This window comes from Paenibacillus nicotianae (genome assembly GCF_042681745.1).
GTDB classification, from domain to species: Bacteria; Bacillota; Bacilli; order Paenibacillales; family Paenibacillaceae; genus Saccharibacillus; species Saccharibacillus nicotianae.
Genome location: NZ_JBHUGF010000001.1, coordinates 50,771 through 71,747, shown reverse-complemented (window position 1 = coordinate 71,747; position 20,977 = coordinate 50,771). Strand labels below are relative to the sequence as shown.

General features: G+C 41.1%; 12 protein-coding genes. 2 read left to right on the top strand and 10 right to left on the bottom strand.

The genetic code is table 11. From position 1 onward, the window contains the following. Positions 1-331 precede the first annotated feature (331 nt). From ACFSGI_RS00350 to ACFSGI_RS00340, 3 genes are all read right to left on the bottom strand, one after another. A complete protein-coding gene (locus ACFSGI_RS00350; protein WP_204826403.1) occupies positions 332-2,758 on the bottom strand; it encodes a transcription initiation factor TFIID in 2,427 nt (808 codons plus the stop codon). Between the two features lies 1 nt (position 2,759). Further along, positions 2,760-6,149, bottom strand: coding sequence for a tubulin-like doman-containing protein (locus tag ACFSGI_RS00345; RefSeq protein ID WP_204826402.1), 3,390 nt, complete (start codon positions 6,147-6,149; stop codon positions 2,760-2,762). Between the two features lie 490 nt (positions 6,150-6,639). Beyond that, positions 6,640-8,409 carry a vWA domain-containing protein gene (locus ACFSGI_RS00340; RefSeq protein ID WP_204826401.1) on the bottom strand — a complete coding sequence of 590 codons (1,770 nt, stop codon included), beginning with the start codon at positions 8,407-8,409 and terminating at the stop codon, positions 6,640-6,642. 665 nt (positions 8,410-9,074) lie between these two features. Here ACFSGI_RS00340 and ACFSGI_RS00335 point away from each other — a divergent pair. Further along, positions 9,075-10,034 carry a hypothetical protein gene (locus ACFSGI_RS00335; RefSeq protein ID WP_204826400.1) on the top strand — a complete coding sequence of 320 codons (960 nt, stop codon included), beginning with the start codon at positions 9,075-9,077 and terminating at the stop codon, positions 10,032-10,034. After that, positions 10,031-11,929, top strand: coding sequence for a hypothetical protein (locus tag ACFSGI_RS00330; protein ID WP_204826399.1), 1,899 nt, complete (start codon positions 10,031-10,033; stop codon positions 11,927-11,929). The genes ACFSGI_RS00335 and ACFSGI_RS00330 overlap by 4 nt, the downstream gene beginning before the upstream one ends. A 112-nt stretch (positions 11,930-12,041) precedes the next feature. Here the strand turns inward: ACFSGI_RS00330 and ACFSGI_RS00325 are convergent, their stop codons facing one another. The 7 genes from ACFSGI_RS00325 to ACFSGI_RS00295 all read right to left on the bottom strand — a co-directional run bounded on the left by ACFSGI_RS00325 (position 12,042) and on the right by ACFSGI_RS00295 (position 20,914). Beyond that, entirely contained in the window at positions 12,042-13,445 is a 1,404-nt protein-coding gene (locus ACFSGI_RS00325) for a M20 family metallopeptidase (RefSeq protein ID WP_204826398.1), read from the bottom strand. Between the two features lie 4 nt (positions 13,446-13,449). Next, positions 13,450-13,797 (bottom strand): hypothetical protein, encoded by a 348-nt coding sequence (locus ACFSGI_RS00320; RefSeq protein ID WP_204826397.1) that lies wholly within the window; start codon positions 13,795-13,797, stop codon positions 13,450-13,452. A 13-nt stretch (positions 13,798-13,810) separates the two neighbouring features. Beyond that, on the bottom strand, positions 13,811-15,172 hold the full coding sequence (locus tag ACFSGI_RS00315; protein ID WP_204826396.1) for a hypothetical protein: 1,362 nt from the start codon (positions 15,170-15,172) through the stop codon (positions 13,811-13,813). An 83-nt stretch (positions 15,173-15,255) separates the two neighbouring features. Continuing rightward, positions 15,256-16,515: an amidohydrolase gene (locus ACFSGI_RS00310; protein WP_204826395.1), complete on the bottom strand. Its 1,260-nt coding sequence runs from the start codon at positions 16,513-16,515 to the stop codon at positions 15,256-15,258. A 71-nt stretch (positions 16,516-16,586) separates the two neighbouring features. Further along, the gene (abgT, locus tag ACFSGI_RS00305; protein WP_379282127.1) at positions 16,587-18,116 is read right to left on the bottom strand and encodes a p-aminobenzoyl-glutamate transporter; all 1,530 of its coding nucleotides are present in this window, start codon (positions 18,114-18,116) and stop codon (positions 16,587-16,589) included. Positions 18,117-18,346: 230 nt separating this feature from the next. Beyond that, on the bottom strand, positions 18,347-19,114 hold the full coding sequence (locus tag ACFSGI_RS00300) for a YcnI family copper-binding membrane protein (RefSeq protein ID WP_204826393.1): 768 nt from the start codon (positions 19,112-19,114) through the stop codon (positions 18,347-18,349). A gap of 66 nt (positions 19,115-19,180) precedes the next feature. After that, positions 19,181-20,914 (bottom strand): copper resistance CopC/CopD family protein, encoded by a 1,734-nt coding sequence (locus ACFSGI_RS00295; protein ID WP_379282125.1) that lies wholly within the window; start codon positions 20,912-20,914, stop codon positions 19,181-19,183. Positions 20,915-20,977 lie beyond the last annotated feature (63 nt).

The following is a 20,977-nucleotide window of genomic DNA, read 5'->3' as shown; positions in this document are numbered from 1 at the left end:
TATGTAGATGGTTTGTTTTGATGAACACCGCTTCAAAAAACAAGAAACTAAAATGTAAAAGTAACTTGCTCTTATCCTTTATCCCTTGCCTCACCCTGCCAGGCAAACGCTCCTATTTTGAACTTTTAGCATGTACTCCCCGCTCTGAGCGGAGGGAAGGAAATTGCTCTGAAAGAGTTACAAGCTTTCGTAAGAAAGCTACTTCGGAAGCATAAACCGCGATCGCCTTTGCAAGATTGTCCCGACCGCAAAGCAGTTATTCAACGGACAATCTTGCAACAGCGACGATAAGAGTAATTCCTTCCCGAAGCGGTCAAACTCAGAGTAAAAGCTAGACGTGAAAATCATACCCGTTTGCAATATACGTATCGTAGTATGTTTTACCATTACGATAGTAAATCAAATCTTCGATCGTAAATCCACCCATCAGATTCAGCTTTTCTACACCACTGGTGCGATCTTCATGAACGAATCCTGTTTTGTAAATGCGAGTCGTATTATCTACCCCTGCGGCATAACGGACAAACTCACCGTTAGCATTACCAAACATATATTTTTCTTCATAACGATGCTTGTGCGTATAATCTAGCAGACGAATATGGATCACTGCTCGATCTTCAAGCGTACGATACAATTCTTTGAACAAATCTTCCTGCGATAAAGCTTGCTTGTTCTCATACGCTATCGTAACATTTGCTCGATTCAGCAGTTCTTGTTCAAATGTCTGTGTAAATGAACGGGATGCTAATAATTCTTTACGACACACATCCATCAGACGTTCCACAAGTGTAGAAGCTCCTTGTTGTAACAGTAGCGTCACATCGCCTACACTTCGCTCTTCAAAAAAAGCACCATCGCCGCGTTTTTCCTCAATTTCATCCATCACTTCAGCAGTAAGACGACTATAGTAATCATGAATATTTTGACCGATATAATCATCTGCTGTACGAATACTGTCTGTTGCAGCCGCTTGTAGATTAGAACCGATCGTATCCATACTTTTCACCTGTTGCATACGATCCTGATGGATAGTAGTCAGATGTTCTTCAAACCGACGATACAGACGCAATCTGGTTTGTAGACGTAGAATATGCAGTTTACGTGGATAAATCGTATCAATCAATGCACGGGTTAGACCGCGAATATTATGCTTTTCCATAAAAGGTAACCGTTGAAAAGATAAATCGTCTGCCCGGCTATCGTACCATTCGTCCAATTCAGCCTGTGCACGTTCAAGCGTATTCATTAGATCACGAGTACGTGCATGATAATCATTCCAGATACTCTGTTCACCAGATTCATCTGTCCATTCTGCAAGCTGATAAAAATGGAGATGCGGATGTTGACGAAGCATCTCTGTAATATTCGCTTGAAGTTCACGTCCTGCATCCCATTGGTCGATTCGCTTCATCATTTCTTGTTCATAATTATCATAGAAAAAGCTTTCTCCACCGTTTTCAAATAGCGCATGTTCTGCTTCACGTAGACTCAGCGATTTCAGATGACTAAAGCTTGTTGTACGGGTCATTAGACCATTCATATCTTCCAAGCGACTGCTGTTAGGCACTAACATATCTACTCGCTCATCGATACGTTGCTCGTCCAGACCTAATAGTTCGAACTTGTCACGACTACCTAGAATTGTTGTATGTTTCATTCGCTTCATGATGCCATAGAAAAATTGCTCTAAAACAGTTAAAGCAATTGCTCGATCTGGTCGTCTGACTCTAGCAAATCCAGCAGAAACTAACCCTTGATTACCTTCTCCATTGCGTACATTATTTTTGAACGCATTATTGTTATAATCAGAGCCGTAAACAGAAGATTCCCCGCCCGTTTCCAGACGTTGACGATTTTTGAGCAAGCTGATCCGACAAATAATATCGTAACTACTTTCCATGCCACCATTAACCGAGATACCACGCTCATTACGATCGGATAATACATAAGCTAATTCAAATAACGGCGATGGTGAATGTTGCACCATCACTGCTAATCCATCTTCAGTACGTTGTAATGGTGCAGTCAGTGTATAATCTGCTGATTGTATATGTTCCAATTCTTTTAGAAATGCTACTCCGGCTGAACTGGCATATCCAAATTGTTCTTCTTGATCACCTTCATAGATAAGCGCATATATATCCATCTGTACCGATTTGAAAGACTGCCCTAGAATCGAACGTGCTAATAGCGAGATCTCTGGCACCAAAATATTCATCGGATCATCGACACGCGTTATCACCGATACATGCAATCGATCAAAAGAAGAATACATCCGTCCAAACTCAGCTAAACGGCGAGCCGCCTGCCGGAACGTACGATTCAGTTCCAGCAGATGCTTGCCATCTTTTTGAAAATGATGATGCCAATCAGGTCGTTGCGTTTTTTTACTATGATCATTAACAGTAGGACGCGATAAAAAAGTAGTGATTTTTTGCGCTTCTAACGAACCAGTACTTTGACCTGTACGCATAGAATTGACATTCTGTTCTTGTTCATATCGGGCTTCATTAGCTCGTCTAGCTTGCTGTTCTTCTCCTGTAGGCTCAGGAGCAATCTCTACATACATAACACCAGCACTATTATCCCACTTCTGAGCATTAATCTGCATAACAGGACGGACAGCATCTTGAATCAGATCCCCGATAAACAGGAAAACGGCGGGGTAGTGAATACTGCTCCGCCCATCTCCCTGCCCGGCTGTTTTCTCCTCGTCAGCAGCATATGCATCTGCGAATTGTTTCAGCCGAACGTCCATCTTATTTCAACTTCCGGCGAATATCGCTTAATTTGGTAACCATTTGTTTGTAGAACTGGTAAGCTTCATCTCCATTAGCTAATTCTACACGTTCGTATTCCAGGCGATCTCTTGCTTCCAGATACGCTTCATACAATTCATCTAATTTATTTAGCAGTGGCGCAATATCTTCAGACGAAGTGATTTCATTGTCGCGACGATCTGCTTTACGCATTAATGTTGCACGATTTTTCTGATCTAGATTGCGGAAATGTTCAAATACTTCAAATTCTACAAAATTACGGCTCTTCATCAGATTCGCAAATGCATCCCAAGCTTCTTCTTCAGGATCACGATCATAGACGTACAATGCACCTTTTTTAGTAATCGTATCGGTATAAAGTGCTTGTAAGAACTGGTCAGTTAGTTTTTCTTCGCCTTCGTAACGACTTAACATACCTTCTAATTCTGCAATTTTGCCTTGAATACTTTCATATTTCGCTAGTTCTGCACGTACACGTTCAATCATTTTTGGTGAACGAATTAAGTTTTCGCGTGCTAGATCTTCGTTAAAGCTACCAAAAATATCTTTCGTCGATTCGTGTGGCAAGCCTTCTGTCATCAAACGTCTTAGTTCTGCTAATGCACGTTTCACTTCACCTAGATTCGGACGAGGCGCATCCAGACGCATATCGTAACTAGCAAGCGTAGGCACTAAATCGAATGGCTGTGTAAAATGAACAGCAAAACGACTGCTTGTATTTTGGTCGGCATCTTTTTCTACAATAATGCCTAATTGCTTCGCACGCGCATAATCTGCACGCACACGAGCGTTATAGCTTTGTACACGAGCATTAGTGTACGTTTCACCCCATGATTGCTCAGGGATAGGCGAAGGCAAGTATGTCCAGTTTTCTTTCTCAGTCTGTACTAAATGACGACCAATACCTTCACGATCTAGAATCGTACGCTCATAGTTCTCTTCATATACTTTCAGTGGTGTATATACGAACAATGGCACACCATTACGAGTGTTCAACCAGAATATACGGTTTTTGACTTTACTTTCTTTGATCGTAAAGTGTGATTTACCAAGTGCATTGTTCTGGAAGTTACGGATACCGCGCAAAATACTTGGTGCTTGAACCGGTACCGATACAAATCCCCATGAAGGGAAATGCAGATTACCTGCACTGTTGCTTAAATGGAACACCGGTACAGCTTCATCATCCAATTTGCTAGCAATAGTACGCTCTACAAATTTCTCAATCGGCTCATCTTGACCATATTTCATCACTAAGAAGTCTTCCATTGAACGTGTAATCAAATCACCGAATTTGTCGCTCAAGAAATCAGAGATCGAGCGTACAATATCGACTTCTTGCTCTTTCACCCATTGATCAGAATGTTCTAGCAATTGCGCAGAGAAATCACGAATCAGATCATCGCCATCTTTGCTATCCATAATATCGCTCACTGCTTTGGAGATATCTGGTACGCTAACGAGATTCCAGTAATACGTTTTGTTACCACGATGATCCTCTTGTTCATTCGCATTGGTCAACAACTCACCGTTTTTCTCAAAAATAGAGCTTAATGCATTCAATACTTCTGTAAATACACCGTAGATTCGGTTATTTTCGCGATTCAGCATTTCATACAAATCTTCATAAAATTCGATCATTTGTTGCGTACGTTCTACATCAGCACGCAACCAGTATTCGTCGATTTTAGCTTCAATATATACATTTTTCTTTTTGTCTTTGGATACAAAAGCACTTTTCGCATCACCCAGACGTTCGTTCGCATAATCTGCCGCTGATTCAATATCACGCGGAATACGTGTCTGACTTTCACGCAATGTCTCGATATAAGATAGAAGCATTTTCAATAACGAGAATCCTTTTTCCGAGTACAACAGACGTGATACATAGAAAGGCCCTTGTTCTGGATGTAAGAACATACGGCGAATCTGATCCGAAAATTGTCCGACGATCTCGCCTGGTAATTGTTGCTTCGCTTTGATGTATTCTTCACGAGCACGAATCAAGAACGTTTGCTCCAGTTCCGTATCCATATTCACAGCTTGCATTTTAACTACATTATTGAAGCTTAGACGTTCACTATTTTCAAATCCAGGCAACGGTTCAGGTACACGAGACTCAAATGTTTTGGTCATCGTCTCGACATCTACCCCTAATTTGCGGGCAAAGTTCTCAACAGCTTCTTGATCTGGCGCTTGATCAAACATTTTGTCCATTTTTTGGAACAGACGATAAGCGAGATAAGTGGTCATTTCTTCAATTGGCAATACCGCAGAAGAAGCACCGATAATATTGTATTCATAGTTCGCAGGATACGCACGGTTCATCTGTGCAATATTCGTACGAATATTACTGATATAGTCATGGATCGCAAATTCTTCACCAGACGCTTTTTCTTCACTTGCCATAAAGTTAGTGATATTTTCCGCCGTTACATTCATACAGTAATCATAAGCATTTTCAAGCAATTTACCTTCGGTATTGGTTGCTGAGATCAAATGACATAGATTAAATGGTGCCAGCGGTGAATTTACATTGAGTATACTGCCGTACTGCTGTTTGAAACGTTCACCACGACTATCCACATTCATCCAGTAATCCAGTTCTTTGAGAGCGGCATACCCGTTTTTGCGAATATATTCGCGTGTATGCTCACTTAGACTTTTATTGGATAAATTCACGTCCGGTGTAAATAGGTAACCTAGCATATTCAGACGGTCTACCCCTGCTGCACCATAATCGCGTTCTACAATACCACGTACGATATACGAAATATCTAAGAAACAACCACTACCTGTACCACCAGATAACCCTGTCAGTAAAAAGACCATAAGCTTTTTATTGGTTCCGACAGACAGCGTTTTGATTTTTTTATCGATACTTTGTACGACTTGATTAATTTTGGTAAATAACAGCAAACGTCCTGCTTGGCGTACACCAGCCGCACCGTTCATACCGTCAGTGATGCCTAGTTCTGGAGATAACCATTCCGTGATATACGGTTCTAGTAGGCTACGGTTTTGCAGTAGTCCACCGATCTCTGCATTGGACAGCAATACAAATTCGTTAATTGGATCAAGCCCGATACCTTTATATTTTTTGTTACGATCTTGTTCATTCGTTTCAAATGCAAGAAATTCAACGTTATCGGGTTTGTCTTGTTTTTTCTTAGTCATAGGATCTTCTGGAAGCTTGAAGCGGCGGTTGATCTGGTATTTAAGGCGCAATAATGCATCAATACCTGTACCACCAAGTCCAATAATCAAAATAGGGTTGTCGATCGTATCGACGCGTATTTTATCACTGACAATACCACCGCCAAGTGATACGTCCAGTTGTTGAATGTGTTCTCTAACGATTGGTTTCATGAATGATCCCCCTTGGGCGAATTAAATTTCTTTATTTGGTGATGGGTGGATGTGAGGACAAGCGCTACGGGGTGGAATCGTTCTTGGCGTCGCTGGTAAGATCGGATATCTTGAATGACCACGAAGTGGTCGATATCCGAGTCTTAAAGGCGACTTTCAGAACGATTCCATTCCCTTCGCTTGTGCATCCTTCCACTTTGGAGCGCTTGAGTAGGAAGAAGAAAGATTGAATGCGCTTGGATTTGCAATCCGGTGCTGGGTTGTAGTTACGCATTATTTAAAAGCTTGAAGTACTGTGATAATAGGATGAGTACTAGATTTCACTTCGAGATATATGTCATGAGATACATACTTTAAAATACGAGTTTTGGTTTCAATAATATATTGTAACGAATGAATATTAGATTTTGGAAAGAAAAGCTAGATGATGGATAAGGAATTTTATAATTTTTTAGTATACCTCATGCATATGAATAGTTTGTGTACAGGATTACGTTAGATATTCAAGCAAAATCGTTTTGTCGACCTGACGTAAGCTGATTGTGATGCGGTCGCCGCTTTTGAGTTCAAAGCCTTTCGAAGCATCGATCGCACGAGCAGATTTTTCAATCACATTATCTCCGTTATTCCGAATCATAATGCGGTCGTTACTGCTTGGTGTGAAAATAATATTTTCGGTTTCTTTCAGTTCTGGTGCAAGTTGAACCAGTTGATGCAGGTTAAACTTGCCGCGGAATGTAGTTAGTTTTTTGTATTGCGGATAGGAGCGTTCGCCGGTATTTTCATCACGAATCTCGATAACCATTTGTCCGACAAAGCCGCGGTTTCTTTTTTTCAAGAAGCCAAGTAAGAACCACAATCCTGCAAGTATCAGTAGTGCAACGACTGCAATAATGATCCATGTAACCAGACCCAATCCAGCTTTTTCACCGCTACCGGATACACCGCCTTTGGCATCGATTGTCACTGGAGCCGTCTCACGATAAAAGCTTTGTTCTTCTGCACGAGCAACCAGTTGATAGACATGATTGTCTGGCACTTCAAATGTACCTTTAAATTCACTACCATCTGTGGTCAAAGGAACTTGACTGGTTGTTCCTGTATCCATATCTTTCACATTAAGCACAGCTTTCATACTGCTTGCTTGCGAATTATCTGTTAATTTCTGACCACCGCTTGTTAAATACGAAACGATATCGATTTTATCGCCTTTACTGTACGCTTTGGTCGGAATAGGATCTAGTGCTAATTCCAGGTTGTAGTTGAACACCAGATTAATATCAATCTTGTCTTGATCGACACCTTTAACCTGTAATGTCCAATCTCCTTGTTGTGGAGAGAGTAATTTGACAAGCGAATAGCTTTTGGAAGTAGACATGCTTACTTTGTCTGACGGTACCGCTACAGCATTGCCCGACGGATCAACTAATTTCACTTCAACCGCTTCTGACGACATAATAGAAATATTGGCTTCTTTTACATTGGCATTCGGAATATGAATTTTTACATCTTGAAATTGTCCATTTCCGGTGATCGAATCAACCGGTACTACATTAACTTCTTGATGATCAGCAAAAATTTCACTCAAAATCTCTGGCAACTCTTCAGCCGAAGTTGTTACAAAAGATTTACCACCTGTATCATCAGCAATCTTTTTCAATGCTTCTTGATTTAGCTTACCGTCTGCATTGAGCCCGATCGTATAGACAGGATAGCCATCTTTTTTCGCCTGTTCTACCGCTGTATTCAGATCAGCATCTGCTTGACTGTTACTACGTCCAGAATTGCTGTTCAATTGATTGTTACCATCAGCGAACAAAACAATCATCGGTTCATGCCCTTGCTGTGCATTGTCTTGCAAAATAGTAACGGCTTCTTTCATCCCTACCGAGATATCGGTATAAGCTCCTCGTGTTAGACCATCGATAAAAGATTTCAACTGTGTTTTATCATCAGCAGACTGAATAGCAGTCAATGCCTTTTCGCGTTCTATCCGATCTGTATACGATACAACTCCTACTCGATCGCCTTGCGATGGTAGCATATCTATAAATAATTTCATCGCTTCACTGCCTAATTGTTGCGGATCACTGGATTTCATAGAATTACTAGCATCCAGCACCAAAACCGCATCAATTGGTGTAGTTGAATTATTAGTACTATTTGTCGCTGAAGCAGCGAACATTGTGCTAGGCAACTGTGTCAGACACAGAACCAAAGCTAGCAGGATATACATAAAGTTTGTATTTCTTCGGGACATAAGTCTACTCCTTCACTGGATAGATAGATGGCACTATCGTACACCATCTTACGACATTTGCATTAAGCGCCGGTTAAATTCACCTTAACATGCCTTAAAAATCATAAAGTGAAAAATTTGATACTATTCTTATCGATATATCCATTTTACTCCATTTTAGATCATAAATCACAAACACCTATGCGCTATTTATCATAACAAGCCGGATACCATTATAACGCATATTCGCAAATTTCTTCCCCACCTTAAGACGGGGGAACCGACTAGACTATAGGCTAAAAGTTGAATATCACTCCCGATTTTCGCTATTCTGTAATAGATTATGCGCTACAATATAGGTATAGTGAGGTTGTTGAACACTTTATGATTCAACGAGCAATCACGATCCTCCCTTAGATTAAAGTTAGACTCGATAAATCTGATTAAGAAAGGAATGTCATATGTTTGCATACGTATGTCTCGCTGTTTTGTTTCTTTTTGTTATCCTAAGATTGTCTATGTACGCATTTAAACGCAAACGTGTTCCAACAGAAGATGAATTAGAAAAGCAGTTACTATCTACTATTAACCAAAGAAGCTAACAGATTCGCACATTCACCCAATTCCTTGTTAGCAGATTCCTGATGTTCTTTATAAATACGATGTATAGTGAGTGATCTTAATCTATGACAACAACTAAAAAATCGATTCAATTACCGGTACTTCACCGCACCCGGCGTGTATACGATAATTTGCGAATATGCCGGAAATGCCAAAATTACACTATTTTACCCGGGGATGCTTGTCCTGATTGTGGCAAACAAGCACTGGTTCCTGTGACTCACCAAGCCCGTCTGCGTGCTAAACGCAAAATGGTGAATGAGATTCTATTTGCTCTTCTTCTTACTATTATAGCGGTTGTGCTATCTAAAGAGATCACCCAAATCGTTATTTCTGTGATTACAGGCGTAGTACTTATCAGCGCTCTTCTTTTAGTCCAACGCCGTATGGTATCCAAAGAAACACTAAGGCAGTTAGCACGACTATTTAAAACAGATGGTAAAACGATCTATGAGGGCACTGTACGTGATCAATCGACGGCTGTAGCTGCTGTGCGTAGTGGTGAAGATGTAGAAGGATATCATATGTTACGTCAAGCAGCCGTTGTTGTGCATAATGATCGTCTGCGTCTGGCTCAACTATCTTTATTGCAAAATTTCCGGTTGCGTAGTGATATGGATCTTGATCTGGATTCATTGATTGTGCATGATTTTGATCCTTTATTAGCCGAATATATCGGTGAAATTGCCAAAATCAAACGCGAAATGGTGAAAGATCGAGCAATTCGCTATGTGATAGCCAATGAACCTCAGATTTTGAAATTAGAAAATGGAATGAATATTCTAGTGAGTGTTACTTCTGCTGCCGTACGAATGAAGCGTTATGTCACGATGTATCCTGGATTTGTTCGCCGTTATGCACGCTTTTTACCTAAAGACCGCTTTCTGCGATTGTACCGGATGATCCATAACGATCCTGCACAAAAAGGCAGTGCGATGGCGATAGATGTAGAAAGTATTCGCCAAGAGCTATATAAAGGCGATTCTGATTTTGAGCCTGCTGTTCCTGGAATTGGTATCTCATGAGTATCATTCGTTTATTTGCATTACGTAATCTGTTAATCGTAGCTTGTGCTATAGCAGCGGGGCTAGCGGTCTATAAAGGGATTCAAATTTCGCAAAAAATTGAGGCTGTGCAAGAAGCAGATCGCTATTACGCTCAGAAGCAATGGGTAGAAGCTGAAACCTTTTATCAACAAGCGAATACCAACACATCGATTCAATACCAGAATGAACATATTGCTAATCGGTTATTGCAATTGTTACCGATTACCGATTGGAAGCAGACAGTAAGTTCCAGTCAACAACAGCTTCAATCTGCCGCAAGTACACAGCAATTTGAAGCGTATCTTACCGCTTATAAATTATGGCAACAACGTCTCAGCCAGCAACAAAAAGCTGACAAAAGGTATGCAGTTCAATACAAGCAAATTACCAATGAATCGAAAATCAATGAGCAACTCAAGACGGATTTTCAAGCTTTTCGTGAATTGTTTGAAGCAGGGCTACAAAATAATTTACAAAAACGCAATTACACTGATGAATCCGATAAATGGAATCTGTTGCTGATTCCAGAAAAATATCTAGCAGTCAAAGGTACACGTCAAGCTTACTTGAATACATTGTTCAAAACGTATGATCAGACCAAATTAACAAGACTGGCAGCAGCAGGTGATTTCACTGCTTTTCTAGAACAAGCACGTACCACATGGGAGGGTTACCAACAACATGATTGGAGTGCTACCTGGGTACTGACTGCGGCGCAAAACAATGCAGCTCAGACTCTTGCCAAAGATATTGCTAATCAGCAGATTAGTAATTTTGTTACTCATGCTCAAAGTTTTAATCAGTGGGTAACAAGCGTTAATTTAAGTTCATCTCCTGTAACTACCACGATCAATAATGAGATTAATTCATTACTACTTGAAGCCAATAATATGGTAACAGCAGGACAGTATCAACAAGCGCTTGATATCTATCAAGCATTACAACCTGTCCAAGACACAACGACACTGGTAGCACAGACGAAGGTTGCGTGGGCTTCTAGTGATCCGCTCTATGTGTTGCAAAGTTCTAACCCTTCGGTGACGTATCAACATGTCGTAGGAGGCACGAACGGGCTAAATGCCGATGTGTATGCACTGGCAACCGATACAGCAAATCATCTTTATATCGGTAGGATGACAGCTAATGGAGATACCAGTATTTTGTCTGGAGAGATTGCGCAACAAGCGGCTCAGATCCGTAGTCTGGCGATTGTGAATACATTAGGTACACCTGATCAACCTGTGATTGAAATCCAATCCGAGCCCAGTACAGATCGTACCGCTACTTTTTCTTTTTATGCAGTTGAAAATAGTGGATTTCGCGCGTTGCTTTCAGTCGAAGCCGATGGATATACAATCGGTGACAATCAAACGATCCAAGTCCAAAATCCATCTGATCTGGCTAAAGGGCAGACTGCTATTTACACACGCAATCAAGATGGAGATTACACACGTACCGAGACTCAAAATGAATACACTTCTATTGATGGAAGCACATTAACAAGCTATCTCAATCAACCTGTCTCATTTGAAGTCAATATTGTATCCACTGATAGTGATAATCAAGGAGCGATTGCATTAGTCGGTGAGCAATATATTCGTCTTCGAGGTGAACTGAATTGGAATACAGGTTCCTTTGTCGTCTCCGGTGTATTTCGAGGTGAATTTGAGCCATTTACAAGTACATTAGGATCAGGCAATACCGATTCGACAGATGGAAATAGTACGCCTACCGAAGAAAATGGAACAACCGAATCAACAGATGAAACAGGGCTATTGCAAGAACCAGACTATGGCTTAGAAGCTCCAGATGCTCCTGCTAACCTAGAATCTAATGTCACGATCCCTGTATTTGAAGTCGAATCTCTACAATAAGATTTGAAATCAAGGCATATCATTCAATAGTTGAAAATAACTCAAAAAGCTATCTATGAGGAGTACATCTATACTCTACTTAGATAGCTTTTTGCTGTTGATCTTACTGATTTTATTTGGTCGCAGAAGGAACAACATCTGCTGGAATCGGACATACATAAGTCTCGCCCTGTAATCGCTCTTTCAATTCTGCTTGCGCAGATTGACGTAACTGTGGATTCTGCATGATTTCGATAGCGGTAGCTGCCATAATTTTACTGGCATAGAGCATGCCTTTATGAGCAATAGACGTTGCACCTAACGTAACCCATTGCCAGCTATGAGGCATCGTTCCAATTGCAAAGCATGCTGTAGTACATTGTACTGTAGGCGTAATCCAGCTTACATCGGATACATCGGTTGAACCGTACAACATCAGTCCATGCAGATACGGATTCACATGATCTGCTAACACTTTACCTTGAAGCGTAGCAGGAAGATGCTGGCTACCCTTTTTTTCTTGTACAGTTAATGTATTTTGAACAGCAGTAGCTAATGCTAATTCTTCTGAAGTATGTTCAGGAATCGGAAATTGAGCAAATTGCTCACACACAACCTGTTCTAACGTCGTATTCGGTATAATATTGGAACATGCTTTATCAAATACAATCTCTACTTCTGTGCCTGTCATCAGTGCCGCGCCTTTGGCGATATCATGGACTCTTTCCATAATATCAGCGGCTTCTCGTACATGAGGCGCACGAATCAGATAAAGCACTTCTGCATTTGCTTGTACCACATTAGGCGATAATCCACCGGTATGAGTCACTGCATAATGAATACGAGCTTCTTGAATAATATGTTCTCGAAAGTAATTCACGCCAATATTCATCAATTCCACTGCATCAAGCGCACTTCGTCCTAAATGTGGACTGGCGGCGGCATGAGCGCTTTTGCCTTTGAATTTGTAATAAATCTGAAAGTTCGCCAGCGTATGAACCGACATCACACTATGATAATCCATAGGATGCCATGTCACTGCACTGTCCACATCGTCAAATAACCCTTCACGCGCCATAAATGTTTTGCCAGAGCCGCCTTCTTCCGCAGGGCAACCGTAATAGCGTACCGTTCCAGACAATCCATGTTGCTCCATATAATCTTTCACCGCAACTGCCGCCGCTAATGCACCTGTTCCGAGCAAATTATGACCGCATCCATGACCATTGCCACCCGCAACAACCGCTTGTTCGATGGCACTTCCTGATTGCTGACTAAGTCCGGATAATGCATCATATTCACCTAACAAAGCGATCACAGGTTGACCACTTCCATAACTTGCTATAAATGCAGTCTCAATACCGCCACTTCCACGCTCCACACGGAATCCTTCGTTCTCTAGAGCAAGGCATAACAATTCAGCAGATTGCTTTTCTTCAAAACGAGTCTCTGCATATTCCCAGATCTGATCACTGATCGTTGTCCATTTGTGTTGACGATCGTCTATCGAGCGATGAATCGTATCGGTATTGATCATAATGTTATCCTCCTAAGCCTACAAAAATCATAATGAGAATCAATTCCACCATATAACCAATCACTAGCAACATCGGAATACTAATAATTAACAGAAAACGACGCATAGATATAGACACATCCGGTGATTTGCTTATCCAGCGATACAACCCTCTCCATGCCAGAATCAAAGCAGGAACGATAGCCAAAATCCCTACTGTTATCACTGCCACATACAACGATTGTTGCTGAGCGGTACTCGCGCCCTGTGTCATCAGATTTGATTTGCGGATCATCAGAAAAACCCAGACTGCCGCTACAATAATGTAATATAATTTGATCCCGTTACTCCATGAAATAAGCTTCTTATCCAACATTGCTCCCCCTTTAATCTAGACTGTGCTTGGTCTGTTCAAGTGATGCTTCAGAAGAACTATGCACTTGAGTTAAACGGTAAATTTTGCGTGGTCTCCCTCGTAGCGCTTGTAGCTCCTCACCTTCTATCTCGGCAAGCTTAATTTGACAAAGGCTACTCATAATCCGTTGGGCATTACGCACAGTCATAGACAAATGTTGAGCAAGTTGAGCGGTGGTAAAGCCATCCCAGTTCATTCGCTGTGTCAGTGCTTCGATTTTTTTGTACGTTTTGACACTGATATTAGCTTCGTTCAATTGAGACAATAATGCTCGATCCAGAGAACGAGAACTATAACTCCATTCTTCGATCTGCCCTACTGCTTCACGAATCACACCGTTATCTTGCACAATAATAATGCGTGAAGAAGACTCTTGTTGCTTGCTTTGCTGAAGAGCGCGTAGCGCATGATTTTCTGCGGCTAACGCCGTATCTCCATACCCTATTCCTACAGACACTTCTACTTCAATCTCCAGCGCAATCTGTTCGATACTATGATGCAGTCTCGATAACTCACGTTCGATCGCTCCGCGTGTACTAAATATCTGATAACGCCCATTTCCTTTGTCTACCAGTACCCCATCCATATGTTCACATAATGGTAGAAGTACCGTTTTAATACGTAATTCAGCATACTGCAATCCGTACGAAGTCGATTCAGTAAGTGAACGATGATTCAGTAGATCAGCTTCGATCATATGAATCCCGATCTGAGTATCTTTAAAATAAGAACTTCTCGCTTGCTGAATCAGTAGTTTGGCTGCTTGCCGAATATCTTGCGAACTTGTAGTCAGACGATACACAGGAACCCCTTGTTTTTGCAAAGCGGCATACACAAAATGCATACACGTTACTGCGGCAACACTTTGCCCGCTTGTCCATTTATCCATATGAAATTGAATCAATGTCTCCGGTTCATCCGAGCCTTCAAATATATTCAAATATACTTGATCAATCGGCAATTCTGCTTCAGCAAAAGACTCGTGCATATCCAAATCTTCTGAACGAATAATATCGATTGAATACCGTTGATCTTGAATAGGATAATCTTTATTCATTTGCAATAAAGCTTTGTATAATCCTGAACCCGCAGGCTTGCAATAGGCTGTTAACTCATCTTCTTTCAAAAAAGGGCTTGCGACTGATAATGGAATAGGCCCTGAAAATAACCAGCCTTTAACTGTGGAACGATACTGTTCTAAAATTTGTGGAATTTCTCGTGGATGATTGTAGACCATCGCCACAAATTCTACATCGTCCGCTAGATGTTGGGTCAGATTTAAAATACGTTCTACAGATGGGAGCGGCCCCACGATACCGAATCGATACGTCATCATCTTCTCCTTTGTCCTCACACTTGAATATACGTTACTTCTTATTATATCAAGTTCTATAGGCAAAAGAAGCTTGGATGATTTTAACGAAGAATACGCAGAGCGATTCGACGGAACCATTCGATTCCGATCGGCAATGCCGCTTCTTCAATATCAAACTTCGGATGATGGTGAGGAGCAGGGTTACTACCTCCTATAATCATATACGTAGCTTTACCCCCATTTTCTTGTACACGTCGTAACATATAACTAGCATCTTCACTACCTGTAGAATAGGCGCTCTCTTCAGGAATCATATGCACCCCTTCGATACCTACCGCTTCTTCTCGCGCTATCTGTATCATCTCTTCATCACAAGTAATCGGGATAGCTCCACCTACGATCTCAACCTCATACTCTAATCCATGCATACCTGCACTATGTTCAATAATCGTGCGTACACGTTGCTCTAGCTCGCTATTGACCTCTTCGGATTCAGATCGAGTCTCGATAATCATACGCGCATGTTCAGGAATAATATTGGCTGCTGTACCGCCTTCCAGTACTCCTACATTGATTCGCGTATCTCCTGTACTGTAACGTGGAATACTATGAATATTCAGCAAAGCGGTTGCCGCTCCAAGCAGTGCATTCCGTCCCTTTTCCGGTGTTGCTCCTGCATGAGAAGCTACTCCATGAAAATGCGCTGCTAACTTGGTTGTTGCTAGATACCCTTTTGTTCCTCCATGCAACTGACCAGTAGGCACTTCACACCCCAGATGAGCGCAAAATAGATAATCCACATCGTCCAGCATTCCTTTTTCGACCATAGCATAAGCGCCACGTACCCCTTCTTCGGCTGGCTGAAAAATCAACTTGATCGTTCCGGTGAAATCTTGCTGGCTTAATGCTTCTGCTACACCAAGCCCGATCGTGGTATGACCATCATGCGCACAAGCATGCATATTCCCTGGAAAATGCGAAACAAATTCATGCTGTTGTGGAAAATGATCATCGTCTTTGCTTTCTACAATAGGCAGTGCATCCATATCAAAACGAAAAGCCAGTGTAGGCCCTGAATGCTTTCCTTTCAAAATACCGACTACACCGGTATATCCACCACGCATTTTTGCTAAAATATCGGGATCAGCACCATGTTGTAGAGCGCGTTGATACGATTCTTCCAGTACTTTTTCGCTTGGTAATCCGCGGCGACTCTCGCCATCGATCGCATCTTGTCCGTAGATCACGTCATAACCTAGCGATTTTAACGTCTGTACAACAATCGAAGCTGTACGATATTCGGTAAATCCCAATTCAGGATGTTGATGCAGATCGCGGCGTAATTCAATGATGTTTAACATGTAAGTTCATCTCCTTGTTCGATGTCCATCTTGTATAGAAGCATATAGTGATCAATTCAATAATCTAGTAACTAATCAGCCAATCGAGGATATACCCCTGGCCCAATCGGAAGCCCTACCATATACCAGACAACCAGCATAAGCGACCAGACGATCAAGAAAACGATCGGATACGGCAAAATAAGTGAATAATACGTTCCTAGACGAGCAGTTTTCTGATATCGCTGTAAAAATCCTAAAAACAATGGAAGGAATGGTGACATTGGAGCGAAAGGAATTACCGACGAATCAGCGATACGGAATATCATTTGAGCAAAGGCTGGATGATATCCAAGCAACATAAACATCGGCACAAATACAGGGGCTAAAATCGACCAGATGGCTGATCCACTGGCGATAAACATACATAGTAGTGCAGACAAGAACATCAATCCTAGAAAAGCAGGCATTCCGGTCATATTGGTTTTTTCTAAAAGATCGGTTAACCCCAAAGCAATAAATTTCCCCATATTACTCCAGTTGAAGAAAGCAACAAATTGAGATAGCGGAAAAACCATAACAATAAAGCCAGCCATCCCTTTCATCGGATCAATCAACAACAGTGGAATATCGCCTTGATTACGAATCTGCTTGGTAACCACACCATAAGTAACAGCAACAACAAAAAAGAAAATAATAATAATAGGCACAATCCCTGACATAAATGGTGAAGGGACAATCGAACCTGTTTCTGGATTTCGAAGAATGCCGTTGCTAGGCAAAATCAATAATAACATCACACCAATAAATACAATTGCCGCTATACCACTTGCCAGTAGACCTTTATTTTGAATAGGAGTCAAAGCTTCCATTTTGTCTTGATCTGTTCCTTGATATTTAGGCAATCGTGGTTCTACAAATTTATCGGTAATAATCGCTCCTGTAATCGTCAGTACAATCACCGATGTCGCCATAAAAAACCAGTTGTCCAATACACTAACACTAATCGTATTATTTACTGCTTTGGCGGCTTCTGTACTGATTCCAGATAGCAATACATCTGTCGTTACCACCAGTAGATTCGCTGTAAATCCAGAACCTACTCCTGCAATAGCCGCCATCAAGCCTGCAATCGGATGACGACCTACTGCTAGGAACATCAGCGCACCAAGTGGAGGCATAATCACTAACGCGGCATCTGAAGAAATATGACTGAAAAAGGCGATAAATAACACCATATAACTGGCGTACTTGGCACTGACGCGTGAAGCCATTTTTAACATTAACGCTTGTAACAGCCCTACTTTTTCTGCTAATCCTGCTCCTAAGACCAGTGCCAGAATAGAACCTAAAGGCGTAAATCCACTGAAATTTTTGATGATATTAGGTAATATCCACTGGATTCCTTCTGCACTCAGCAAGTTTTTGACAACAACGGATTCTCCGTTTGTCGGATCTTTCACCGACACATGCAACCACGACAATATAGCTGTTGCTACCATCAAAATAATGATCAAATACACAAACAGTAAAAATGGATTAGGAATTTTATTACCGATCTTCTCGACCCATGTAAATATTCTTCCTGGACTTGACGGCGATTGTACTGGTGTTTGACTCACTAGCATTCCCTCCATTTTAAGATCATAATACGACATTTTCGTTTAATGCAGTATAAAAAAAATATGCATAAGATACAATAGATATGTAAGGTTTTTTAACAAAAATATTAATTTTTTCGATAAAAATAAGTTTTTCTGCATAAAAAAAGCCAAAAAGATCAAGAACAATGACAGCTAAGTTCTCAATCTTTTGGCTTTATATTATAAAATGTCTTTTTATCTTACCTTTTTTATTTACGTTTACGTGAATTCATAACAGCGACTCCGCCTAATACTAAAGCGATAATCGAAATAATCAATGTAGTTACTTGTAGACCATTGCTACTAGCTGGTTGTTCCATCGGCATATTATTCATATCGTTAGAAGCCGCAGTATCTGTAGTTGTGCCTGTAGCTGGAGTACTTTCAGTTGTTGTATCTGTTCCAGTCGCTTCGTCTGTAGTTGTTGCAGTGTCTTCTGTAGATGCTGTATCATGTCCGTCTGTTGTTGGAGCCGCTGGTGTTGTCGTAGCTGCATTTTCTGTAATCGTAGTAATCGAATGTGGCAGTTCGCTACCTTCTTTCCCTGTCCACTCCACGACGCTACCATCACTATAGTATTGATAAGCATCCCATGCTAATTCTCCGTCTTTGGCTGGATTTTCACCTACAAATACGAATTGTTGAAATTGACCTGCTTCGATTCCGCCACTTTCTGCTTCCCAAGTGATCGAAGTGATTTCACCCGCATCATTTTTTTCAGTTGTTGTTTTCCAACCCGGTACAGGCTGGTATTGTTTGAAAGATAAGTTTTCCGGTACTTTTAATGTGACTTTAGTAGTCGGCAAGTCTTTTTCAGAAGGTACTTTGATCGTATACGTTTCCCAAGCGGAAGGCATCGATTGAGCAGGTTTGACCGTAACATGAGCACTTGCAATACTGCTAAATGTTAGTAATCCTGCAACCATAACTGCTGAACCTATCGTGATCATTTTAGTAAATACCGAGTTTTTTTTCATTTGTCATACTCCCTTTTTTATATATGATACAGGCATAATATAGTCTGCCTGCTGTACAACACTTTATCAGCCAATACGTAGTGTAAATTCAGTGTCAATCGTATCTAATGATTTGGTCAAAATATGAACTTTGACATTCCAGTTACCATTCATACTGACCATACCTGTTTTCTGGTAGACTCCATCTTTGCCATCATTGGCTGTAAGCAAGATTTCGGTTGGAGCCATCGCCATATCCATATGATTCATCGTTAACGTGATCTGTTCTACATCTACCGCTTTAGATTCATTTTTATTTTTAACAGATACGATAAACGTATTACTACCCATCTGCGCTTTAGGTACTTCAAGCGTAATCTCGTATCCATTCACTTCTTGTGTCTGTACAGTCTGCTTCGGTGTCGCTCCATTACTGATCGGAGCCGCTTGAGGAGAAAGATGCACCAGCGCTGCTGCTAGCATCAAAATCACAAAACCGGTTAACACTTCCCACATTAAGTCTTTGCCTAGTTCTTCTTTTTGCTGTCGTCCTTTGACATAATTCATTGCGCCAAATGCCGCCATTACAAGGAACAATAACATTTTTGCAAGTAATGTTAAGCCATATGCGGTATTGAACAATGCCATTAGATTAGGCAGATAAATAATACTTCCATAAATACCAGTAATTAATAAAGCCGCTACCGATACGATCGCCCACCATGAGAATCGGCGAATAATACTCCAATATACCGTTTTGCGTTCTTCTCCTGTAAAAGGAGCTACAATACGCGGTACAAATACAGCTATTGCTACCAGTGCACCACTCCATATCAGAGCCGACACTAGATGGATAAAATCAGCCGCAATAGCGATGCCTGCATACGGTTCTGCATATGCATGTCCATCTAGCGATTTGGCTAATAATTGCACAATCATCAATACAATCGCCATCATTCCGATCGTGCGTTTGGCAGAGGTAGTAAGTTTGCTATGAGCATATAAGATCAACAGAATTACGATCAGCACAGCCGCAATCATCTGGATCAACCATACCTGTCCAAAAGTCGTTTCGCGGAATGTATTTCCTAATTCTGTTGTAGTCTGTGTAACTGGAATATCTGCATTCCAGGCGATACGCAGTGGCAATTGAACCAGTAAAGCAACCACTGTGAGCGCCATACCAATCCATAAAAATAAAGCATATCGTCGCTGACGCATCCATGTTGTCGCTTCCGATGTACGCAAGCGAGCAGGTAATAAAAATAACGATAACGCAAGCAATCCTAATACCAATGATTGACCGGTATATTGTAACCACCGCATAACAATTAATAGTGGATTAACCGATTTACTATCTGCAATCGTCGTTGGTGCATATGACATTTTTTTGCCAGCACCGTCTCCAACTTGAAAAACGATCCCACCTTCTACCGGATGCCCATCTCCTGAGACCGCTTTCCATGAAATATTGTAAATATCATCGGGAAGTTGTACAGGAATCGTTGCTTCTAATAGAGCCGCATTTTTGCTATCGATAACAGCTTTGACTCCATCTATTTTTTGACCGGATGAATCATTCAATACAATCTGATAATACGCAGGCTGTATCGATTCATTGAATAATAGCGTAATTTTGTCCGGTGCTTTATCCAGCACTTCATTTTGAGCAGGGAAAGATTGTTGCACATATGAATGAGCATAAGTGCTTTGTGGCAAACATAATCCCCCGAAGATACTCAAAAGCACCAGCAATACAGGTAACAACAATCGCTGTTTGGTTATCGAAAAATCAAATGATTGATTATAAATATGATTCACCTACTTTATGTGAGATGCCTTCTATGAAGTCTGTTTTCTGCAATCACAATCTCTATAGTATCG